This window comes from Ralstonia sp. 1138, assembly GCF_040544795.1.
Lineage (GTDB): Bacteria > Pseudomonadota > Gammaproteobacteria > Burkholderiales > Burkholderiaceae > Ralstonia > Ralstonia flatus.
The window spans coordinates 1,582,826-1,602,801 of sequence record NZ_JBEPKQ010000001.1; the positions used below are offsets into that span (position 1 = coordinate 1,582,826).

Annotated in this window: 16 protein-coding genes; 15 read left to right on the forward strand and 1 reads right to left on the reverse strand. The window is 66.4% G+C overall.

Features of this window, described 5'->3' with window-relative positions:
• Window positions 1-20: 20 nt before the first annotated feature.
• Window positions 21-908: a GNAT family N-acetyltransferase gene (locus tag ABIC76_RS07030; RefSeq protein ID WP_354533435.1), complete on the reverse strand. Its 888-nt coding sequence runs from the start codon at window positions 906-908 to the stop codon at window positions 21-23.
• 242 nt (window positions 909-1,150) lie between these two features.
• Here ABIC76_RS07030 and ABIC76_RS07035 point away from each other — a divergent pair, with 242 nt between their 5' ends.
• The 15 genes from ABIC76_RS07035 (at window position 1,151) to ABIC76_RS07105 (ending at window position 19,923) form a co-directional block, all read left to right on the forward strand.
• Window positions 1,151-2,632, forward strand: coding sequence for an aldehyde dehydrogenase family protein (locus ABIC76_RS07035; protein ID WP_354533436.1), 1,482 nt, complete (start codon window positions 1,151-1,153; stop codon window positions 2,630-2,632).
• A 204-nt stretch (window positions 2,633-2,836) separates the two neighbouring features.
• Window positions 2,837-3,502 (forward strand): haloacid dehalogenase type II, encoded by a 666-nt coding sequence (locus ABIC76_RS07040; RefSeq protein ID WP_027679994.1) that lies wholly within the window; start codon window positions 2,837-2,839, stop codon window positions 3,500-3,502.
• Between the two features lie 33 nt (window positions 3,503-3,535).
• Window positions 3,536-4,825 (forward strand): NAD(P)/FAD-dependent oxidoreductase, encoded by a 1,290-nt coding sequence (locus ABIC76_RS07045; protein WP_354533437.1) that lies wholly within the window; start codon window positions 3,536-3,538, stop codon window positions 4,823-4,825.
• Window positions 4,826-4,906: 81 nt separating this feature from the next.
• Window positions 4,907-6,526 carry an ABC transporter substrate-binding protein gene (locus ABIC76_RS07050; protein WP_354533438.1) on the forward strand — a complete coding sequence of 540 codons (1,620 nt, stop codon included), beginning with the start codon at window positions 4,907-4,909 and terminating at the stop codon, window positions 6,524-6,526.
• A gap of 45 nt (window positions 6,527-6,571) precedes the next feature.
• On the forward strand, window positions 6,572-7,528 hold the full coding sequence (locus tag ABIC76_RS07055; RefSeq protein ID WP_354533439.1) for an ABC transporter permease: 957 nt from the start codon (window positions 6,572-6,574) through the stop codon (window positions 7,526-7,528).
• 28 nt (window positions 7,529-7,556) lie between these two features.
• Window positions 7,557-8,471: an ABC transporter permease gene (locus ABIC76_RS07060; RefSeq protein ID WP_354533562.1), complete on the forward strand. Its 915-nt coding sequence runs from the start codon at window positions 7,557-7,559 to the stop codon at window positions 8,469-8,471.
• A 2-nt stretch (window positions 8,472-8,473) separates the two neighbouring features.
• On the forward strand, window positions 8,474-10,111 hold the full coding sequence (locus ABIC76_RS07065) for an ABC transporter ATP-binding protein (protein ID WP_102065302.1): 1,638 nt from the start codon (window positions 8,474-8,476) through the stop codon (window positions 10,109-10,111).
• A 19-nt stretch (window positions 10,112-10,130) separates the two neighbouring features.
• Window positions 10,131-11,219 carry a tartrate dehydrogenase gene (locus ABIC76_RS07070; RefSeq protein WP_354533440.1) on the forward strand — a complete coding sequence of 363 codons (1,089 nt, stop codon included), beginning with the start codon at window positions 10,131-10,133 and terminating at the stop codon, window positions 11,217-11,219.
• Window positions 11,220-11,246: 27 nt separating this feature from the next.
• On the forward strand, window positions 11,247-12,716 hold the full coding sequence (locus tag ABIC76_RS07075) for an NAD-dependent succinate-semialdehyde dehydrogenase (RefSeq protein WP_354533441.1): 1,470 nt from the start codon (window positions 11,247-11,249) through the stop codon (window positions 12,714-12,716).
• A gap of 70 nt (window positions 12,717-12,786) precedes the next feature.
• On the forward strand, window positions 12,787-13,188 hold the full coding sequence (locus tag ABIC76_RS07080; RefSeq protein ID WP_354533442.1) for a winged helix-turn-helix transcriptional regulator: 402 nt from the start codon (window positions 12,787-12,789) through the stop codon (window positions 13,186-13,188).
• A gap of 64 nt (window positions 13,189-13,252) precedes the next feature.
• Window positions 13,253-13,780 carry a hypothetical protein gene (locus tag ABIC76_RS07085; RefSeq protein WP_354533443.1) on the forward strand — a complete coding sequence of 176 codons (528 nt, stop codon included), beginning with the start codon at window positions 13,253-13,255 and terminating at the stop codon, window positions 13,778-13,780.
• A gap of 113 nt (window positions 13,781-13,893) precedes the next feature.
• Window positions 13,894-15,240, forward strand: coding sequence for a TolC family protein (locus ABIC76_RS07090; protein ID WP_354533444.1), 1,347 nt, complete (start codon window positions 13,894-13,896; stop codon window positions 15,238-15,240).
• A complete protein-coding gene (locus ABIC76_RS07095) occupies window positions 15,237-16,457 on the forward strand; it encodes an efflux RND transporter periplasmic adaptor subunit (protein WP_354533445.1) in 1,221 nt (406 codons plus the stop codon). Before ABIC76_RS07090 ends, ABIC76_RS07095 begins: the two co-directional genes overlap by 4 nt.
• Window positions 16,454-19,603, forward strand: coding sequence for an efflux RND transporter permease subunit (locus ABIC76_RS07100; RefSeq protein WP_354533446.1), 3,150 nt, complete (start codon window positions 16,454-16,456; stop codon window positions 19,601-19,603). The genes ABIC76_RS07095 and ABIC76_RS07100 overlap by 4 nt, the downstream gene beginning before the upstream one ends.
• On the forward strand, window positions 19,600-19,923 hold the full coding sequence (locus tag ABIC76_RS07105) for a P-II family nitrogen regulator (RefSeq protein ID WP_102065294.1): 324 nt from the start codon (window positions 19,600-19,602) through the stop codon (window positions 19,921-19,923). The genes ABIC76_RS07100 and ABIC76_RS07105 overlap by 4 nt, the downstream gene beginning before the upstream one ends.
• Window positions 19,924-19,976 lie beyond the last annotated feature (53 nt).

Below are 19,976 nucleotides of genomic sequence, written 5' to 3' on the forward strand. Positions count from 1 at the left end.
GTTGGCGCGGTGTTCGAGGTTCAACCCATCGCCTGGGTCACGATGGCAAACAGCGTTGGGCCGCCGGGCGGCGTGGTGAGCGGCGCGCCGCGCACCATGGTGGTGGGGGCGTCCACGCGCAGCAGGCCGATGCTCTCCAGCCACTCCGCCAGGCCGCTGTCGAAATCGATGTCGATGCGGGTGAAGTGGCCGGCGTTGATGCCCGCCAGATGCGCGATCAGTGCCTTGGCGCTCTCGGCGTCGGGGGCGACCACGGGGCCGATGGCGTGGCCGCGTCCGAATCGGCGCAGCATCGCGAAACCGCGCGCCTCGCCGTCATCGTCCAGTACGACGCAGGCGTCTGCGCTGGCGAGCAGATCGTCGATCAGTGCATCGCGCGGCATGCCCCGTGCCTGGGCGTCGAGCCGGCGCAAGTCCGCAGCCTCATTGAGCCCAGCAGGGCGCAGGCGCCAGCCGGCGGGCAGGGCGATCAGCGGCGTGGGTTGCGCAATGCCCTGGTGCTGGCGCATCTCGCCGGTGCGCACAAAGCCCAGTCGCTCATAGAGGCCGCGTCCTTCTGCGGTGGCATGCAGCAGCACGGTGTGGTTGTCCAGACCGTCGAGCAGCGCGCTCATCAGGCGATGGCCGATGCGCCGGCCCTGGCATGCGGGCGTCACGATCACCAGCCCGATGGTGGCGTGGCGCGGGCCCCAGCGCCAACGTTGCGCGGTGGCGATGATCTGGCCGTCGCGCTCGGCCACGATGCCCTCCGCGTGCGCAAAACTCTGCGCCCAGTCGGCCGGGCGGTGCGGCCAGCGCTGCTCTTCCGACAGGGCGTGCGTCTGGGCCAGATCGTCGGCGGTCATGGGGCGCAGCACTACGCCGTCGTCGGCGGGCGGGTGCTGGGCGGGTACGGACGAGGAAGACATGGGAGGTTCCTTCCGGCGAAGGATGAGGGTGGCACCGGCACTTATCTTGGACGACATCGCGGCCCGGAGCCAGATCGAATTCGGGTTTGCCCGCAATTTGCAAGCATCGTCTGCGCAGGGTGTGGCTTTCGCAATTCGATGCGGTAGCGCCCTCGGTTACGAAACCAAATGCCGAGCCTTCCTGCCTAGCATCAATGACCTCATTTCGATATGGGCGCCGGGCTTCGGCGCCTCCCAATTTCGTGGCCAAATTCGACCCCCAGACCATTCGCGTGCCCTCCAGCCATTTCATCGGCGGCAGGCTTGTGCCCGACGCGGGCCGCATCACCGTGCGTCGCCCTTCCGACAACGCCGTGCATGCGGAGCTGCCGCTGGCGGACGCTTCCACCGTCGACGCTGCCGTGCAGGACGCCTGGCAAGCCTGGCGCACGACGGACTGGGCGCGCCGTGCCCCGCGTGACCGGGCGCGCGTGCTGCGCCGGTGGGCCGACCTGATCGACGCCGACGTGGCCAACATGGCGCCGCTCGAGGCCGTGTGCTCCACGCGCCCGCTGCGCGACGCCGCTGCCTGGGACGTGCCATTCACCGCCGAAGGCCTGCGCTTCTTTGCCGAATACGCCGACAAGCTTGGCGGCGACGTGGCGGCCACGCGGCACGACAACCTTGGCATGGTGGTGGCCGAGCCGTATGGCGTGGTCGGCGCGATCACGCCGTGGAATTTCCCGCTGGTGATGGTCTCGTGGAAGGTCGGCGCGGCGCTGGCCGCCGGCAACGCAGTCGTGCTCAAGCCTTCCGAATTGACGCCGTATTCGGCCATCCGGTTGGCTGAACTCGCCATCGAAGCAGGCGTGCCGCCAGGCCTCTTCAACGTGGTGCAGGGCGACGGCCGCACCACGGGCGACGCACTGACGCGGCATCCGTTGATTTCCAAGATGACCTTCACCGGCTCGACCCGCACCGGCGCCGCCATCATGGCGACCTGCGCCTCGCATGGCCCGAAGCCCGTCACGCTGGAGCTGGGCGGCAAGAGTCCGCAGCTCGTCTTTGCTGACGCGCCGGATATCGACCGGCTGGCGGGCCTTGTCGCAAGCGCCATCACTGGCAACGCGGGCCAGGTGTGCGTGGCCGGCTCGCGGCTGATCGTGCAACGGCAGATTGCCCAGGCATTGATCGAACGCATCACCGCCCGCTTTGCCGCGCTGCGGCCCGGCGCCACCTGGGACGACGCCGCCACGCTGCCGCCGATCATTTCGGCCGCGCAGGCGGGGCGCATTCTCGACATCGTGGAGCGGTCGCGCGATGCCGGCGCGCAGGTGCGCTGCGGCGGCGGCCTGTTTGGCGACGGCCCCGGCGGGGCGTATTTCCAGCCCACGCTGCTCGAAGGCGTGCGCGCAGACAACCCGGCCGTGCAGGAAGAAATCTTCGGCCCCGTGCTGACCGTGCAGACCTTCGATGACGAAGAGGAGGGCCTGGCACTCGCGGCGCACGAACACTACGGTCTGGCTGCCGGCGTGCACACCGCAGACATCGGACGCGCGCTGCGCGCCATGCGCGGCATTGCGGCGGGCACGGTGTGGATCAACCGCTATGGGCGCAGCGCCGATTTCGTCATTCCCACCGGCGGCTATCACCAATCGGGTATCGGCAAGGATCTGGGCCGGCAAGCCGTGGAGGCCAACCTGCGCTTCAAAAGTGTGCTGATCGATTTTGCTGCGACGCATTAACGTGCCTTGGCGGTGCGCGGGGCACGCCAGCGGTGCAGACCGCATGGCATGCCGCGAGTGCCATTCGAAACAGCAGCTTTCTCACGTGAGACCGCGCATTTCCCTACAACCGTTGCGAGTCTGCGTGCTTCAATGATTTCGTCATAACCGTGCTGCAAAGACGGCATAACGGCAGCCACCTTCAGGACCTGAGGACCTCACACCATGACCTTCCGCCCCAAGTACATCACCTTTGACTGCTATGGCACGCTCACGCGCTTTCGCATGGGCGAGATGACGCGCGAGTTGTTTGCAGACCGTATTCCGGCCGAGCAGATGGAGCAGTTCATTGCCGACTTCACCGCCTACCGCTTCGACGAGGTCCTGGGCGACTGGAAACCGTACGAGGTGGTCCTGAAGAACGCCGTGCGCCGCCTGTGCAAGAAATGGAAGATCCAGTACTTCGACACCGACGGCCAGGCCTACTACGACGCGGTGCCGACGTGGGACCCGCATGCCGACGTGCCGGCAGGTCTGGCCAAGGTCGCCAAGGAAATCCCGCTGGTGATCCTGTCCAACGCCGACGACGCGCAGATCCAGAAGAACGTGGCAATGCTCGGTGCGCCGTTCCACCGCGTGTACACCGCACAGCAGGCCCAGGCCTACAAGCCGCGCCTGAAGGCGTTCGAATACATGTTCGATTCGCTCGGCTGCAACCCGGAAGACGTGCTGCACGTGTCATCCAGCCTGCGCTACGACCTGATGTCGGCCGACGACCTCGGCATCGTCAACAAGGTGTTCGTCAACCGTGGCCACGGGCCGGGCAATCCGGCGTACCGTTACACCGAGATCCAGGACATCGGCGGCCTGCCCGGTGTTGTTGGCCTCTAAGCCGAGTCTGCATCGTCGCCCCACATGACCTCCATGAAACTCGACTCCTACTGGAACGACTCGGTGCCCGCGCTGGCGCTGGACGCGCACGATCTGCCGGCGCAGGCAGACGTGGTGATCGTCGGCGGCGGTTTCACGGGGTTGTCGGCGGCGCTGGCGCTGGCCCGGCGCGGCGCCAGCGTGGTCGTGCTGGAAGCGGGCGAGCGGGTGGCGCCCGAGGCGTCGGGGCGCAACGGCGGTCATGTGAACAACGGCCTGGCCGTCGACTACGCCGACCTGGCCGCCAAGGTTGGCATCGACCGCGCCCGTGCGTGGTATCACGCCTACGACGCCGCCGTGGACACGGTCGAGCGCATCGTGCGCGACGAGGGCATCGCCTGCGACTTCCAGCGCAACGGCAAACTCAAGCTCGCCACCAGGCTGTATCAGATGGACGCCCTGCAACGCAGCGCGGACCGGCTGATTGCGGATGGTGTGGATCGGGATGTCGAGATACTCGATGCCGCCCGCGTGCGCGCGGAGGTGCAGAGCGAGCGCTTCCAAGGCGGCTTGCTCTACAAGCGCAGCGGCCAGATGCACATGGGTCGTTTCGCGCAAGGCTTGGCCATGGCGGCGCAACGCCAGGGCGCCCAGATTCATACGCGCACTTGCGTGCAACGCGTCGAGCGTGTGCAGGGGCAGGTGCATCGCATCCACACCACGCGCGGCACGGTGCTGGCCAAGCAGGTGCTGCTGGCGACCGGCGCGTCGCGTCATGGCGGTTACGGCACGTTCGGCTGGCTGCGTCGGCGCATCGTTCCCATCGGCAGCTTCATCGTCACCACCGAACCGCTCGGTGCGGAGCGTGCGCACGCGTTGCTGGCAGCGCGCCGCACGTATGTGACGGTGGCGAATATCCACCATTACTTCCGCCTCACGCCAGACCACCGGCTGGTGTTTGGCGGCCGCGCACGCTTTGCGGTGTCGAGCCCGCAGCAGGATGCGGTGAGCGGCGAAATCCTCCGCGCCGGCCTGACGGAAACCTTCCCGCAGTTGCGCGATGTGCGCCTCGATTACTGCTGGGGCGGGCTCGTCGACATGACGCAAGACCGCCTGCCGCATGCGGGTGAGCGTGACGGCTTGTTCTATTCCATGGGGTACAGCGGGCATGGCACGCAGATGTCCGTGCACATGGGCGAGCGCATGGCCGAAGTCATGGCGGGCGACGCTGCTGCCAACCCGTGGCGCGATCGCGCGTGGAGCGCCATCCCCGGTCACTTTGGCCCGCCGTGGTTTCTGCCCGCGGTCGGCATGTACTACCAGCTCAAGGACCGATTTGCCTGAGCGGCGCCGCACACGCAGTCTTCCGCAGTATCCACGATCGCAACGCATTCCATTCAGACCAGATCCATCAGGAGCCCCACCATGAGCGACAGCCATAACGAGTTCGAGAACCTTGTCGGTCCCGCCGAAAGCCAGCGGGTGATGGCGTCGCTCAAGCGCGGTGCCTCGCGACGCGACGTGTTGAAGATGCTGATGGCCGGTGGCATGCAGGCCACCTTGGCCGGCAGCCTGGCGGGCACGGCCGTCAGCGTGTATGCACAGACGCCGCGCCGGGGTGGGCGCATCCGCGTGGCGGCCGCCACCGCAGCAGCGACCGACACGCTCGACCCGGCCAAGCAGTCGAACCAGAACGACTACGTGCGGTGCAACATGGTCTACAACGGCCTGTTTGTGCTGGACGGCAGCCTGACGCCGCGTCCTGCGCTGGCGGAGTCGTACCACACGGCAGATGCCAAGACCTGGGTGCTGGCACTGCGCAAGGGCGTGACGTTCCACGACGGCAAGGCTCTGTCCCCGGCGGATGTGGTGTATTCCGTCATGCGTCACAAGGATCCGGCCACCGCCTCGAAGGCCAAGGTGCTGGCCGACCAGATCGAGAGCGTCAAGGCGACCGGCCCGAACGAAGTGACGGTGGTGCTGACCGCCCCGAACGCCGACTTGCCGGTGATCCTCGGCACCTTCCACTTCCATATCGTCAAGGACGGCACCACCGATTTCAGCGCCGGCATCGGCACCGGCCCGTACAAGATCAAGGAATTCAAGCCTGGCGTACGGACCGTCGTCGTGCGTAACGACGGGTACTGGAAACCGGGCAAGCCGTATCTGGACGAGATCGAGTTCGTCGGCATCGGCGACGAAAGCGCGCGCGTCAATGCGCTGCTGTCGGGCGGGATGGACCTGGTGGCGTCCGTCAACCCGCGTGCCGTGGCGCGTGTGAAGAGCACACCCGGCTATGCGATCTTCGCGACGCAATCGGGACAGTACTCCGACCTGATCATGCGCAAGGATACCGGCCCGGGTGCGAACCCCGATTTCGTGATGGCGATGAAGTCTTTGTTCGACCGCGAACAGATGAAGAAGACCATCGCACTGGACTATGCGGTGCTGGGCAACGACCAGCCGATCGACCCGACCAACCGCTTTTATTTCAAGGAACTGCCGCAGCGCGCGTTCGATATCGACAAGGCGAAATTCCACCTGCAGAAGTCGGGCGTGACGGGCAAGATTCCCGTTGTGGCATCGCCGGCGGCACAGTATTCGGTCGAAATTGCGCTGGTGCTGCAGCAGGCCGGTCAGCGCATCGGTCTGGACCTCGACATCAAGCGCATGCCGGCCGACGGTTACTGGTCCAACCATTGGCTGAACAGCCCGGTCGGCTTCGGCAACGTCAACCCGCGCCCGAGTGCCGACACCATCCTCACGCAGTTCTTCAAGTCCGATGCGGCCTGGAATGAATCGCGCTGGAAGAGCCCGAAATTCGATCAGCTGCTCACCGCCGCCCGCGCCGAAACCGACGTCGCCAAGCGCAAGCAGATGTATGCCGACATGCAGACGATGATCCACGGAGAGGCCGGCATTGGCATTCCGCTGTTCCTGGCCAGCATCGACGGGCACACGACCAAGCTCAAGGGCCTGGCGCCGATCCCGCTGGGCGGCCTGATGGGCTATTCGTTTGCCGAAAACGTCTGGCTTGATGCCTGACGGCGCGGTGGTGGCGTTCTTGCGGAAGGTGATGAAGGGGCTGTCATGAATCGAGTCATCCTTAAGCTGCTGATGCGGCGCGTGGCGTTGGCGCTGCTGTCGTTGCTGGCGGTGTCGGTCATCGTGTTCTCCATCACCGCTGTACTGCCCGGCGACGCCGCGCAAGAACAGCTGGGGCAGGACGCCACGCCCGAAGCCCTGGCCGCCCTGCGCGCGCAGATGGGCCTGAACGTGCCGGCGCCGCAACGCTATGCGCACTGGCTCGCCGGCATTGCGCGCGGTGATCTCGGGCAGTCGACCACCACGCAGATGCCGGTGGCCGAACTCGTGGCAAGCCGCTTGCCGAACTCGCTCCTGCTGGCGGCGGTGACGGCGCTGTTCTCGGTGCCGATTGCGCTCAGCCTTGGTGTTGCCTCCGCCGTCTGGCGCGGCTCATGGTTCGACCGGGTGGCGTCGACCGCCTCCGTGGCCGTGGTGTCGGTGCCGGAGTTTCTGGTGGCAACGCTGGCGGTGCTGGTGTTTGCCGTTAAGCTGCGCTGGCTGCCGGCGCTGTCGTACGTCAACGACATCGAATCGCTCGGCCAGATGCTGCGGGCCTTTGCCATGCCGGTGCTCAGCCTGTGCTGCGTAATCGTCGCGCAGATGATGCGGATGAGCCGGGCTGCCGTCATCGACCAGCTCGAAGCGCCGTACATCGAAATGGTGCGTTTGAAAGGCGCCTCGCCGATGCGCGTCGTGCTTGCGCATGCCTTGCCCAATGCCGTGGGGCCGATCGCCAATGCGGTGGCGCTGTCGCTGTCGTACCTGCTGGGCGGCGTGATCATCATCGAGACGATCTTCAACTACCCCGGGATCGCCAAGCTGATGGTGGATGGCGTATCGCAGCGTGACATGCCGCTCGTGCAGGCCTGCGCCATGATTTTCTGCGCGGGCTACCTGCTGCTCGTGACCGCGGCCGATGTGCTGGGCATTGTCGCCAACCCGCGTCTGCGCCACCGTTGATGCTGATCCTATGAACAAGAGCCTGACGATGGAAACCACGCCAACTTCCCCTACGTTGCCGGCCGGCACGCCACCCGCGCCGCCTGCACCGCGCCACCCCGTACGGCGGCTGCTGAGCAGCTTCGGTGTCACGGGCCTCATCGGCCTGGCCGTGCTGGTGTTCTGGGTGCTGGCGGCGCTGGTCGGCCCCGCGCTGCTGCCCGCGCATCTGATCACCAGCGGCGACGGCAACGGCGATGTCTTCGGGCCCATGAGCGCGGCCCACTGGTTCGGCACCGACTACCTCGGCCGCGACATGTTCGTCCGCGTGGTGGAAGGTGCTCGCTACACGGTGGGTGTGGCGCTGGTTGCCACCGTGCTGGCAAGCGGTACAGGCACGGTGCTTGCGCTGTTCGCCGCCGCCATGGGCGGGCTCGTCGACGCCACGCTGAGCCGCGTGCTCGATACGCTCACCGCCATCCCGAGCAAGATGTTCGCGCTGCTGATGGTGGCCGGCTTCGGTTCTTCGGTGACGATGCTCGTGGTGACTGCCGCGATCATCTACGTGCCCGGGGCGTATCGCATCGCACGCTCGTTGGCAGTCAACATCAACGCGCTCGACTACGTGACCGTGGCGCGCACGCGCGGCGAGGGGACGCTATACATCATGCTGCGCGAGATCCTGCCGAACATCCTCGGGCCCATGCTGGCCGATCTGGGGCTGCGCTTCGTGTACGTCGTGCTGCTGCTGGCGAGCCTGAGCTTTCTGGGCCTCGGCATTCAGCCACCGTCGGCCGACTGGGGCTCGCTGGTGCGCGAGAACATCGGCGCGCTGCCGGATGCGGGCGCTTCCGTCATCGTGCCGGCGCTGGCCATTGCCAGCCTGACCATCGCCGTCAACATCGTCATCGACAACCTGCCGGGCCGGGGTCGTTCCGGGGCCCGCGAACGCGGAGGGCGTTGAACATGGGTGCGTCCGTCGTCGTAGAAGGCCTGCGCATTACCGCAGGCGAACAGACCCTCGTAGACAACCTCAGCTTTGCCATCCAGCCCGGCGAAGTGCTGGCGCTGATCGGCGAGTCGGGGTCCGGCAAGACCACCACTGCGCTGGCGCTCATGGGCTATGCGCGCCGTGGCTGCGAGATCGCATCGGGCAGCGTGCGCATTGGCGATATCGATGTGTTGCACCTGCCGCCCGCTGAGCAGCGCGCGCTGCGCGGGCGCACCGTCGCCTACATCGCGCAGAGTGCGGCCGCGTCGTTCAACCCCTCGCGCACGATCCTGGATCAGGTGGTGGAGCCGGCGCGCATTCACGGCACGATGTCGCGCGCAGAGGCTGAAGCCAAGGCCGTGGCGTTGTTCCGCGAACTGGCGCTGCCCAATCCCGAAACCATTGGCGAGCGGTATCCGCACCAGGTGTCGGGCGGGCAGTTGCAGCGGCTCATGGCGGCCATGGCGCTCATCATCGATCCGGATCTGGTGATCCTGGACGAGCCGACCACCGCATTGGACGTGACCACCCAGATCGAAGTGCTGCGTGCGTTCCGCCGCGTGGTGCGCGAGCGCCGCGCCACGGCGGTCTATGTGAGCCACGACCTGGCCGTGGTGGCGCAGATGGCCGATCACATCCTGGTGCTGCGCGGCGGCCAGATGCAGGAGATCAACCCGACCGCGCACATTCTTGCCACGCCCGATCACGACTACACCAAGAGCCTGCTGGCTGCGGCACGGCCAAAGGCGCGCCCGGCAGAGCACTGCCTGGGCGAGGGCGAATTGCTGCTCGATGTGCAGGGCCTGGGCGCCGGCTACGGGGCGGTGGACGCCAAGGGCCAGCCCGCCACGCGCATCCTCGACGACATCAACTTCAAGCTCTATCGCGGGCAGGCCATCGGCGTGATCGGTGAATCGGGCTCGGGCAAGACCACGCTGGCGCGAGCCATTGCCGGGCTGATTGCGCCGTGCGAGGGCAACATGACGTTCGCGGGCCGTGAACTCAAGCCGCTGCTTGCCAACCGGAGCCACGAAGAGCTGCGGCGCATCCAGATCGTCTTCCAGATGGCCGACACGGCGCTCAACCCGTCGCACTCCATCGAACGCATTCTGGCGCGGCCGCTGCAGTTCTATAAGGGGCTGAAGGGCGAGGCGTTGCAGCGGCGGATTCGCGAGCTGCTGGATCTCGTGCGCTTGCCGCACAGCGTGGCGCAACGGCTGCCGGGCGGTCTATCCGGAGGCCAGAAGCAGCGCGTGAACCTGGCGCGTGCCCTGGCGGCCGAGCCCGATCTGATCCTGTGCGACGAAGTGACTTCTGCGCTTGACACGGTGGTGGGCGCCGCAGTGCTCAACCTCATGGCAGACTTGCGGCGCGATCTGGGCGTGTCGTACCTCTTCATCAGCCACGATCTGCACACGGTGCGTGCGGTGTGCGACGAGATCGTCGTCATGCAGCACGGCCGCAAGCTCACGCAGGTGACGCGTGCCGATTTCGATCGCGGCCCGCACCATCCATACTACGAACAGCTTGCCAACTCGGTGCCCGAACTGCGCCAGGGCTGGCTTGACGAGCGGGACCGCACGGTGGCCCATGCCGCGGCGGTCTCCATCTAACAGAGAAAAAAGGAACGACATGATTCCCGCATTCCGCATCGCGATCATTCCAGGAGACGGCATCGGCAAGGAGGTGATGCCCGAAGGCCTGCGCGTCATCCAGGCGGCGGCCGAGCGCTTTGGCTTCGAGCTTGAGTGCCACACCATCGATTGGGCCAGCTGCGACTACTACCAGCAGCACGGCCAGATGATGCCCGACGACTGGAAGGCGCAGCTCAAGGGCATGGATGCGATTTTCTTTGGCGCGGTCGGCTGGCCGGCCACGGTGCCCGATCACGTTTCGCTGTGGGGTTCGCTGCTCAAGTTCCGCCGCGAGTTCGACCAGTACATCAACCTGCGCCCCGTGCGCCTGTTTGAAGGCGTGCCGTGCCCGCTCGCCAATCGTAAGCCCGGCGACATTGATTACTACGTCGTGCGCGAGAACACCGAAGGCGAATACACGTCGCTCGGCGGCATCATGTACGAAGGCACCGACCGCGAGATCGTGATCCAGGAATCGGTCTACTCGCGCAAGGGTGCAGAGCGGCTTCTCAAGTTCGCGTTCGACCTTGCACAAAGCCGCCCGCGCAAGCACGTGACGCTCGCCACCAAAAGCAACGGCATCGCCATCAGCATGCCGTGGTGGGACAAGCGCGCCGAGGAAGTCGCGCAACACTATCCCGACGTCACGCTCGACAAGCAGCACATCGACATCCTGACCGCGCGCTTCGTGCTGCAGCCGGGCCGCTTCGATGTGGTGGCCGCCACCAACCTGTTCGGCGACATCCTTTCGGACCTCGGCCCCGCGACGACCGGCACGATCGGCCTGGCGCCTTCGGCCAACCTGAACCCCGATCGCACGTTCCCGTCGCTGTTCGAGCCGGTGCACGGCTCGGCGCCGGACATCTACGGCAAGAACATCGCCAACCCGATCGCGATGATCTGGTCGGGCGCGTTGATGCTGGATTTCCTGACGCAAGGGCAAGGCGCGGGGCGTGCGGCGCACGACGCCATCGTCGCGGCCATCGAAGCCGTGTTGAAGAACGGCCCGCGCACGCCGGACCTGGGCGGCACCGCCAACACCACGCAGGTGGGCGAGGCGATTGCCGCGCACGTTGCGGGTGCGTGATTTTCAATTGCTGTGGACCAAAAGACGATGTCTCTCTCACTCGATCGCGCGGACCTGATCCGCAGCGCCAACTACATCGCCGGCGAATGGCTGAGCGCAACCGGCCCGCTGTTGGACGTGACAAATCCTGCCACCGGCGACCTCATCACACGCGTGCCCGACTCCGGCGCGGATGAGGCACGCGCTGCCCTGGACGCCGCGCATGCCGCCTTCCCGGCGTGGCGCAAGGTGCCCGCCAAGCAGCGCGCGCAGATCATCAAACGCTGGAACGATCTGGTGGTGACGCATCAGGACGATCTCGGCAAGCTGATCTCGCTGGAGCAGGGCAAGCCGCTTGCCGAAGGCAAGGGCGAGGTGGCCTACGCTGCGAGCTACATCGAATGGTTTGGCGAAGAAGCCACGCGCATGAACGGCGAGGTCATTCCCGCGCCCGTGCCGGGCCGGCGCATGTTTGCGCTCAAGGAGCCGGTGGGCGTGGTGGCGGCCATCACGCCGTGGAACTTCCCGGCGGCGATGATCGCGCGCAAGATCGCCCCGGCGCTCGCTGTGGGCTGCACCGTCGTCTGCAAGCCCGCCGAAGACACGCCGCTGACATCGCTCGCGCTCGTGCGCCTCGCACAGGAAGCCGGCGTGCCGCCGGGCGTGCTGAATATCGTGACCGCCTCGCGCGAGCGGACGCCTGAAGTGGTGGACGTTTGGCTGGACGATGGCCGCGTGCGCAAGATTACGTTCACCGGCTCCACGCCCGTCGGTAAGCATCTGGCGCGCCGCAGCGCCGACACGCTGAAGAAGCTGTCGCTCGAACTTGGCGGCAATGCGCCCTTTATCGTGTTCGAAGATGCCGACGTCGATGCCGCCGTGGATGGTTTCATGGCGGCCAAGTTCCGCAACGGCGGGCAGACCTGCGTGTGCCCGAACCGCGTGTTCGTGCACGACGCGGTGCACGATGCGTTTGCCGCCAAGTTGGCCGCACGCGTGGCCGCGCTCAAGGTTGGGCCGGCCGCCGACCCCGCTTCGCAGATCGGCCCGATGATCAACGCGCGTGCGGTCGAGAAGATCGACCGGCACGTGCAGGACGCCATCGCAAAGGGCGCCAAGGTGTTGACCGGCGGTGCGCGCCTGACCCAGCTCGGCGCCAACTACTACGCACCCACGGTGCTGATCGACGCCGATGCCACCATGGCCTGCGCCTGCGAAGAAACCTTCGGCCCCGTCGCACCGCTCACGCGCTTCACCACCGAAGACGAGGTGATTGCCGCTGCCAACGACACGCCGTTTGGGCTGGCCGCCTACTTCTACAGCCAGAATGTGCGTCGCATCTGGCGCGTGGCGGAAGCGCTGGAGACCGGCATTGTCGGCATCAATGAAGGCGCGTTGGCGGCCGAGGCCGCGCCGTTTGGCGGCGTGAAGGAATCCGGCTACGGCCGTGAAGGGTCCGTCCACGGGCTGGACGACTACCTCCACACCAAGTACGTCTGCCAGGGCCAGCTCGACTGACGGGGCGCGTTGCAGGGCGGCACGATTGGCGGTACGGTCACGCGTATCCCAATCGTGTTCCGGAGGCCCCATGGCCGACAACCTGGCTCCGTCCTCATCTGCAACGCCGGAAAGTCCCGCTGAAGGCGGCGTGGAAGCCTGCCCGTCCACGCGCGCACTCGAACTGGTCGCGGGCAAATGGGCGCTGCGCATCTTCCCCGCGCTGGAAAACGGCCCCGTGCGCAACAACGAACTCCTGCGCCGCGTGGGCGACGGCGTCTCGCAAAAAATGCTCACGCAGACGCTGCGCGAGCTGGAAGCCAACGGCCTCATCCTGCGCACGATTTACGACAGCGTCCCGCCGCACGTGGAATACCGCCTCAGCCCCCTGGGTGAATCGCTCAACCGCACGCTCGTCGGCCTGGACGACTGGGTGCGTGCGCATTGGCCTGAGATGGAACGGATTCGCAAAAGCCAGGTCGATTCCGATTGACATGCGTGCGATCTGCCCGACGTTGTGTGCAGATGCAGCATTTTTCCGATAGTATTCGGGGCCCATGTTTGTGACGAATCTTTCCTCCGCCTTGTCGACGTTGTCTCGCGCCACCGCGCGCGGCGTGCTGTCGCGCGCGCGCGGCGTGCGGTGGATCGTCACGATCTGGTGCCTGTTGTTCACAGTTTCGGTATTCTCGGCCACGCATTTCCCCGACGGCCAGGCTGCGGACGACGCGCTGGAAGCCATCGAAGCCGTGGTCGACGACATGCCCGGTGATGCCCCGCCGGTTGCCAAGCCCAGCAAGGGTTTCGAGCGCGCCATCAAGGTCGCGCTCGGCAAGGCGGTCAAGCAGCCCGGCCAGTGCTTCAGCGTCGAACATTGGGTGGCGCACGCATCCGATGGGCCCGATGCGCCCACGACCAGCGCCGCCGCCCCCGATCACCCCAGCGACGCGCCAGAACTCTGGCTGCCGCCGCCTCCCATGGTGTTGACGCCCGGCCTGCGTGTCGCGCGTGTCCGTGTTTCGCTTCCTCCGTTCCAGGCCGGCCCCACGCCGGCCCCCATGCTGCGCCCGCCCGCACGCGCCTGATCTCCGGCACTCGCCGGAAACCATCCCCTTGAGTTGCTAGTGCTGCACCAACCGGTTCATTGACCGGCTGGGCGTTCGCGCTTGCCTGTTCTTCTTTTTCAGGATGATTTCGGATGTTGTCCAATCAGGATGCGGCCAACCCGCGCCCCGCAGCAGGCGCGCGCGTGTCGCGGCGTGCTGTTCTTTCCGCTGTGCTGGCCGCGATGGCTGTCCATGCCAATGCAGCGCCCCCGACACCGTCGCCACGGGGTGCCCAGACCGCCACCGCCCGTGCCGACGAGGCGCTCCCGCAGCCGCGCTACACCTTGCAGCAGTTGTTGGAACTGGCACGCGCCAACCACCCGGCGCTCGCCGCTTCACAGGCGCAGGTGCAGGCGGCCCAGGCGGGCATCGCCACCGCACGCGCCTGGCCCAACCCCGAGGTGGAAGCCATGGCCGGCCGCCAGCGTGCTCGCATGCCGGGTGCGGCGGAAGGCCGCACCAATAGCGTGTCGATCACGCAAAAGCTCGATTTGCCGTGGCAGCGCGCCGCCCGTACGCAAGCCGCTGATGCCGCGTACGAAGCGTCGCAGGCGACCGCCCGATCGCAGGCGCGCGACGTAGAGGCCGATCTCAAGCTGCGCTTTTACGACGTGGTGCGCCGCGAGGCCGAGCAGCGCAACGCGCGCGAAGACGTGACGCTGGTCGAGCAGATCCGCCGTGGCGTGGCCGTGCGTGTGGAAACCGGCGAAGCCCCGCGCTACGAACTCATCCGTGGCGACGCGGAGTTGCTCAACGCGCAGCGCAACGAGCAGGCCGCCGCACTGCGTGTGCAGCAGGCGCTGGCTGAACTGCGCCGCGCCGTGGGTGCCGATTTGCCGCAGACGTTCGATGTCGATGCCGGTGCGGAGACGCCGTCCGTCGCGCATCTGCCGCCGCTGGCCGATCTCGTCAGCACGGTGCTCGCCACGCACCCGGAGCTGGAAGCCGACCGCGCCGCCGTGCGCGAGGCCGAAGCGCGTCTTGCGCACGAGCGCAGCCAGCGTTGGCCGTCGCTCGCGCTGCGCGGGTCGGTCGACCGCCAGCCCGATCTGCAGGACAGCCGTGTGGGCCTGGTGATGTCGATTCCGCTGTTCGACCGCCGCGATGGTCCCGTCGGTGAAGCTGTGGCGGCCCGCGAACGTGCCCGTGCCCTGTTGCGCGACCGGGAGTTGCGCACGCGCCAGGCGGTGGAATCGGCCTATCGCCAATACGAGATTGCGGAGTCGCAAGTCAGCGCACTGGAATCCGGCGTCATCAAGCAGGCCGAATCGGCGCTGCGCGTGGCCGAAGCCGCATACCGCCACGGCGAGCGCGGGATTCTCGACTACCTCGATGCCCAGCGCGTCTTCCGCCAGGCCCGCAATGACCTGATTGCCGCACGCGCAGACCTGCGCGCCGCTGCCGTTGAACTCGACCGCCTGCGCCCGGAGGCCCAATGAAACGCCCGAGCCATCGCGTTGCCTCCCGAACTCACGAATCCAGCCAGACCATGACCGCACCTTCTTCTTTCTCTTCTTCGATCCGGCTGGCCGGCGTTGCCCTGGCGGCGATGCTGCTGCTGGGTGCCTGCGGCAAAGATGCCGCCAACGATGCCAAGGCTGCGCAACAGGCCGTCGACCCGAACCTCGTGGTTGCCCAGCCCACGCTGGTGCAGCGTCTGAAAGTGGCGCCGGTGGGCAAGCAGCCGATTGCCGAGCGCCTGCGCGTGCCGGGGCAGATTGCGTTCGACGAACAGCGCGTGGCGCGCATCGGCGCCACCGTCACGGGGCGTGTGACCGAGCTGGTCGCCACGCCGGGGCAGAGCGTCAAGGCAGGCGACATCCTCGCGCAACTGCACAGCACCGAGCTTGGCGCCGCGCAACTCGCCTACCAGAAGGCCGCCGCGCAGCGCGACCTGCAGGCACGTGCGCTGGAGCGCGCCAAGCTGCTGCTGGCCGCAGACGTGATCGGCTCGGCCGAATTGCAGAAACGCCAGAGTGAACTCGCGATGGCCGATGCCGAAGTGCGCGCGGCCGTCGACCAATTGCGCGTGATGGGCGTATCGCCCGGCACGCTGGCGAAGATGCGAACGGGCGGCATGTCGTCGATCTCGCCCGTGGTGGCGAGCATCAGCGGCACGGTGGTGGAGCGCAAGGTGACGCGGGGCCAGGTGGTGCAGCCGGCCGACGAGCTGTTCACCGTGGCCGATCTGTCGCGCGTGTGGGTGGTGGGTGAAGTGCCCGAAAACGCCGCTGCCGGCGTGCGCGCAGGCCAGGCCGTGGAGATCGACACCGGCGCGGGCGATCGTATTGTCGGCAAGCTGATCTGGGTGTCGGATATTGTCGACCCGCAAACGCGGACGGTCACGGTGCGCACCGAAGTGGACAACGCGGAGCGCACGCTCAAGCCGTCGATGCTGGCCACGCTGCTCATCCAGTCGCGGCCGGAAGAACGCGTGGTGGTGCCGACGTCCGCCGTGGTGCGTGAAGATAACCGCGACTACGTGTTCGTGCGCGCCAGCGAGACGAACTACCAGCTCACGCCGGTCAAGCTGGGCGATGAATCGAACGGGGTGCGCCCGGTCATTTCCGGCGTGCAAGCTGGGCAGCCGATCGTCGTTGAAGGCGGTTTCCATCTGAACAACGAGCGCAAGCGCGCCGAGATGGAGGGCGCATGATCGACGCATTGATTCGCGGCGCGCTCAAGCAACGGCTCGTGGTGGCGGTGATCGCTGCCGTGCTGCTGTTCTTCGGGTTGGATGCCGCACGCAAGTTGTCGCTTGACGCGTTTCCGGACGTGACCAACGTGCAGGTGCAGATCGCCACAGAGGCGCCGGGCCGCTCGCCGGAAGAGGTCGAACGCTTTGTGACCGTGCCGGTGGAAATGGCGATGACCGGCCTGCCGGCGCTGACCGAGATGCGCTCGCTCAACAAGCCGGGCCTGTCGCTCATCACGCTCGTCTTTACCGACGAAACCGATGTGTACTTCGCGCGCCAGCTCGTGATGGAGCGGCTGATCGAGGTGCAGTCGCGCATGCCGACGGGCGTGACACCGGTGCTCGGCCCCGTATCGACGGGCCTGGGCGAGGTGTATCAGTACACGCTCGACAAACCGGATGACGGCGACAAGGAGCTTTCGGTCGAGGAACTCACCCAACGCCGCATTGCGCAGGACTGGGTGGTGCGACCGCTGCTGCGCTCCATTCCGGGCGTGGCCGAGATCAACTCGCAAGGCGGTTACGAGAAGCAGTACCAGGTGCTCGTCAATCCGGAGCGCCTGCGCCACCACAACGTGACGGTCAAGCAGGTGTTCGAGGCGCTGGCCGCCAACAACGCCAACTCGGGCGGCGGTGTGCTGCCGCACTTTGCGGAGCAGTACCTGATCCGCGGCGTGGGTTTGGTGCGCGACACCAACGACATTGGCGCCATCGTGCTCAAGGAGGTCAACGGCACACCACTCACGATTCGCGATGTGGCCGATGTGAAGATCGGCACGGCGGTGCGCGCGGGGGCGGTGGTCAAGAACGGCGTGACGGAATCCGTCGGCGGCGTCGTGATGATGATGCGCGGCGGCAACGCGAAGGAAGTCGTCGCCCGCATCCAGGATCGCGTGAAGGCCATCAACAACGACGGCATGCTGCCCGACGGCCTGAAGATCGTGCCGTACTACGAGCGTTCGGAGCTGGTGGATTCGGCCTTGCAGACCGTCATCAAGGTGCTGGCCGAAGGCGTGGTGCTGGTGGTGATCGTGCTGTTGCTGTTCCTTGGCGACATCCGTTCATCGCTTATCGTGGTCGGCACGCTGATCCTTACGCCGCTGCTGACGTTCATGGCGATGAACAAGCTTGGCATCTCGGCCAATCTGATGTCATTGGGCGGCTTGGCGATCGCCATCGGCTTGATGGTCGATGGCTCGGTGGTCGTGGTGGAGAACGCCTTTGCGCACCTCGCCAAGCCGCGCGATCCGAACGAGAGCCGCGCGCGTGTGATCCTGCATGCCGTGACGGAAGTGGCCACGCCCGTGATCTTTGGCGTGGGCATCATCATCCTGGTGTTCCTGCCGCTGATGACGCTGGAGGGCATGGAGGGCAAGATGTTTGCGCCGCTGGCCTTCACGATTGCGATTGCACTGTTCTTCTCGCTGGTGCTGTCGCTCACGTTGACGCCGGTGTTGTCGTCGTATCTGCTCAAGCCCAAGGCGCACAAGCACGTGGAAGGCGAACACAGCGACGACCCCCACGCCGAGCACGACGCGCATGACACGTGGTTGATCCGCAAGATGAAGAAGCCGTATCTGCGCTTGCTGGAGTTGAGCCTGAACAACGGCCGCAAGACCGTCGTCGTGGCCGTGGCCGTGTTTCTGGCCACCGGTGCGCTGATGCCGTTCCTCGGCACGGCGTTCATTCCGGAGATGAAGGAAGGCTCGGTGGTGCCCGGCATCAACCGCGCGCCGAACATCTCGCTGGAAGAGTCGATCCGCATGGAGATGGAAGCCATGCGCCTGGTGATGCAGGTGCCGGGCGTGAAGTCGGCGGTTTCTGGCGTGGGCCGCGGCGAGTCTCCGGCCGACCCGCAGGGCCAGAACGAATCGACGCCGATCGTGTCGCTGAAACCGCGCGATGAGTGGCCCAAGGGCTGGAACCAGGACGACATTGCCGAGGCGATGCGCAAGGCGCTGCAGGTACTGCCCGGCGTACAGATCGTCATGGCACAGCCGATTTCCGATCGCGTGGACGAGATGGTGACCGGCGTGCGTTCCGACGTGGCCATCAAGGTGTTCGGCGACGACCTGAACACCTTGCGCGAGAAGGCCGAAGCGATTGCCAAGGTGGCGCAGGGCATCCAGGGTGCGCAGGACATGCGCGTGGAGCGGATCACCGGCCAGCAGTATCTGCAGATCGCGATCGACCGCCAGGCCATTGCGCGCCACGGCCTGAACGCGGCCGATGTGCACAACGTGATCGAGACTGCCATTGGCGGCAAGGAAGCCACGGAAATCTTCGAGGGCGAGCGCCGCTTCAGCGCGGTGGTGCGCCTGCCGGACGCATATCGCGGCAGCGTGGAGGCCATCCGCAACCTGATCGTGGCCGCACCCAACGGCGCACAGGTGCCGATGGAAAGCATCGCCCGCATCGATGTGACTGACGGCCCCGCGCAGATCAGCCGTGAGCTGGGCAAGCGCCGCGTGGTGGTGGGCGTGAACGTGCGCGACCGCGACTTGGGCGGCTTCGTGGCCGAGCTGCAGGCCGCCGTCGCACAGAAGGTCAAGCTGCCGGAGGGCTATTACCTGGAGTGGGGCGGCCAGTTCCAGAACATGGAACGCGCCATGGGTCACCTGAAGGTGATCGTGCCGATCACGGTGGCGGCCATCTTCTTCCTGCTCTTCCTGCTGTTCAATTCCGTGCGCTATGCCACGCTGATCATTCTGGTGCTGCCGTTCGCCTCGGTGGGCGGGATCATTGGCCTGTTCGTCACGGGCGAATACCTCTCCGTGCCGGCATCGGTCGGCTTTGTGGCGCTATGGGGCATCGCGGTGCTCAACGGCGTGGTGCTGGTCAGCACGATCCGTAGTCTGCGCGAGCAAGGCATGTCGGTGGAGGAATCCGTGCGGCTGGGTTCACGCATGCGCTTCCGGCCCGTGATGATGACGGCCACCGTGGCCATGCTGGGCCTGATCCCGTTCCTGTTCGCCACAGGGCCGGGCTCGGAAGTGCAGCGGCCGCTGGCCATCGTGGTGATCGGCGGTCTGCTGACCTGCACGCTGCTGACGCTGGTGATGCTGCCCACGCTGTACAAATGGTTTGATGAGGAGTCGAAGGCATGAAGGAAATCCGCATCGTAGTGCGCCCGCAACTGCTGGAACGCATGCATGAAGCGCTGCGCAGTTGCCCGGGTTTTCCGGGCATGACGGTGGGCGAGGTGAATGCCTATCCGCCAGCGGCTTCACAGCCCGGCGCGCATTCCATCAAGGAAGACCTGACGGAGTTTGTGCCGCGCGTGCGCATCGAGATCATCGCTTCCGATGCGCTGGCCAGCGTGCTGTTCGAAAGCGCCGTCAAGGTGCTGGAGCACGGCCAGACCGGCGAGAGCGCCATCTGGATGACCGACGTGATTCAGGCCACCTTCCTGCATCGCACGGGTTGATGGTCGTGTGACGCGCGCATGAAAAACGGCGGACCATGTCCGCCGGAAATCAG

Bases quoted from the DNA above. Each gene is read 5' to 3' on its own strand.
- ABIC76_RS07030 (WP_354533435.1), bottom strand. From the start codon at position 908: ATGTCTTCCTCGTCCGTACCCGCCCAGCACCCGCCCGCCGACGACGGC.
- ABIC76_RS07040 (WP_027679994.1), top strand. From the start codon at position 2,837: ATGACCTTCCGCCCCAAGTACATCACCTTTGACTGCTATGGCACGCTC.
- ABIC76_RS07045 (WP_354533437.1), top strand. From the start codon at position 3,536: ATGAAACTCGACTCCTACTGGAACGACTCGGTGCCCGCGCTGGCGCTG.
- ABIC76_RS07050 (WP_354533438.1), top strand. From the start codon at position 4,907: ATGAGCGACAGCCATAACGAGTTCGAGAACCTTGTCGGTCCCGCCGAA.
- ABIC76_RS07055 (WP_354533439.1), top strand. From the start codon at position 6,572: ATGAATCGAGTCATCCTTAAGCTGCTGATGCGGCGCGTGGCGTTGGCG.
- ABIC76_RS07060 (WP_354533562.1), top strand. From the start codon at position 7,557: ATGGAAACCACGCCAACTTCCCCTACGTTGCCGGCCGGCACGCCACCC.
- ABIC76_RS07065 (WP_102065302.1), top strand. From the start codon at position 8,474: ATGGGTGCGTCCGTCGTCGTAGAAGGCCTGCGCATTACCGCAGGCGAA.
- ABIC76_RS07070 (WP_354533440.1), top strand. From the start codon at position 10,131: ATGATTCCCGCATTCCGCATCGCGATCATTCCAGGAGACGGCATCGGC.
- ABIC76_RS07075 (WP_354533441.1), top strand. From the start codon at position 11,247: ATGTCTCTCTCACTCGATCGCGCGGACCTGATCCGCAGCGCCAACTAC.
- ABIC76_RS07080 (WP_354533442.1), top strand. From the start codon at position 12,787: ATGGCCGACAACCTGGCTCCGTCCTCATCTGCAACGCCGGAAAGTCCC.
- ABIC76_RS07085 (WP_354533443.1), top strand. From the start codon at position 13,253: ATGTTTGTGACGAATCTTTCCTCCGCCTTGTCGACGTTGTCTCGCGCC.
- ABIC76_RS07090 (WP_354533444.1), top strand. From the start codon at position 13,894: ATGTTGTCCAATCAGGATGCGGCCAACCCGCGCCCCGCAGCAGGCGCG.
- ABIC76_RS07095 (WP_354533445.1), top strand. From the start codon at position 15,237: ATGAAACGCCCGAGCCATCGCGTTGCCTCCCGAACTCACGAATCCAGC.
- ABIC76_RS07100 (WP_354533446.1), top strand. From the start codon at position 16,454: ATGATCGACGCATTGATTCGCGGCGCGCTCAAGCAACGGCTCGTGGTG.
- ABIC76_RS07105 (WP_102065294.1), top strand. From the start codon at position 19,600: ATGAAGGAAATCCGCATCGTAGTGCGCCCGCAACTGCTGGAACGCATG.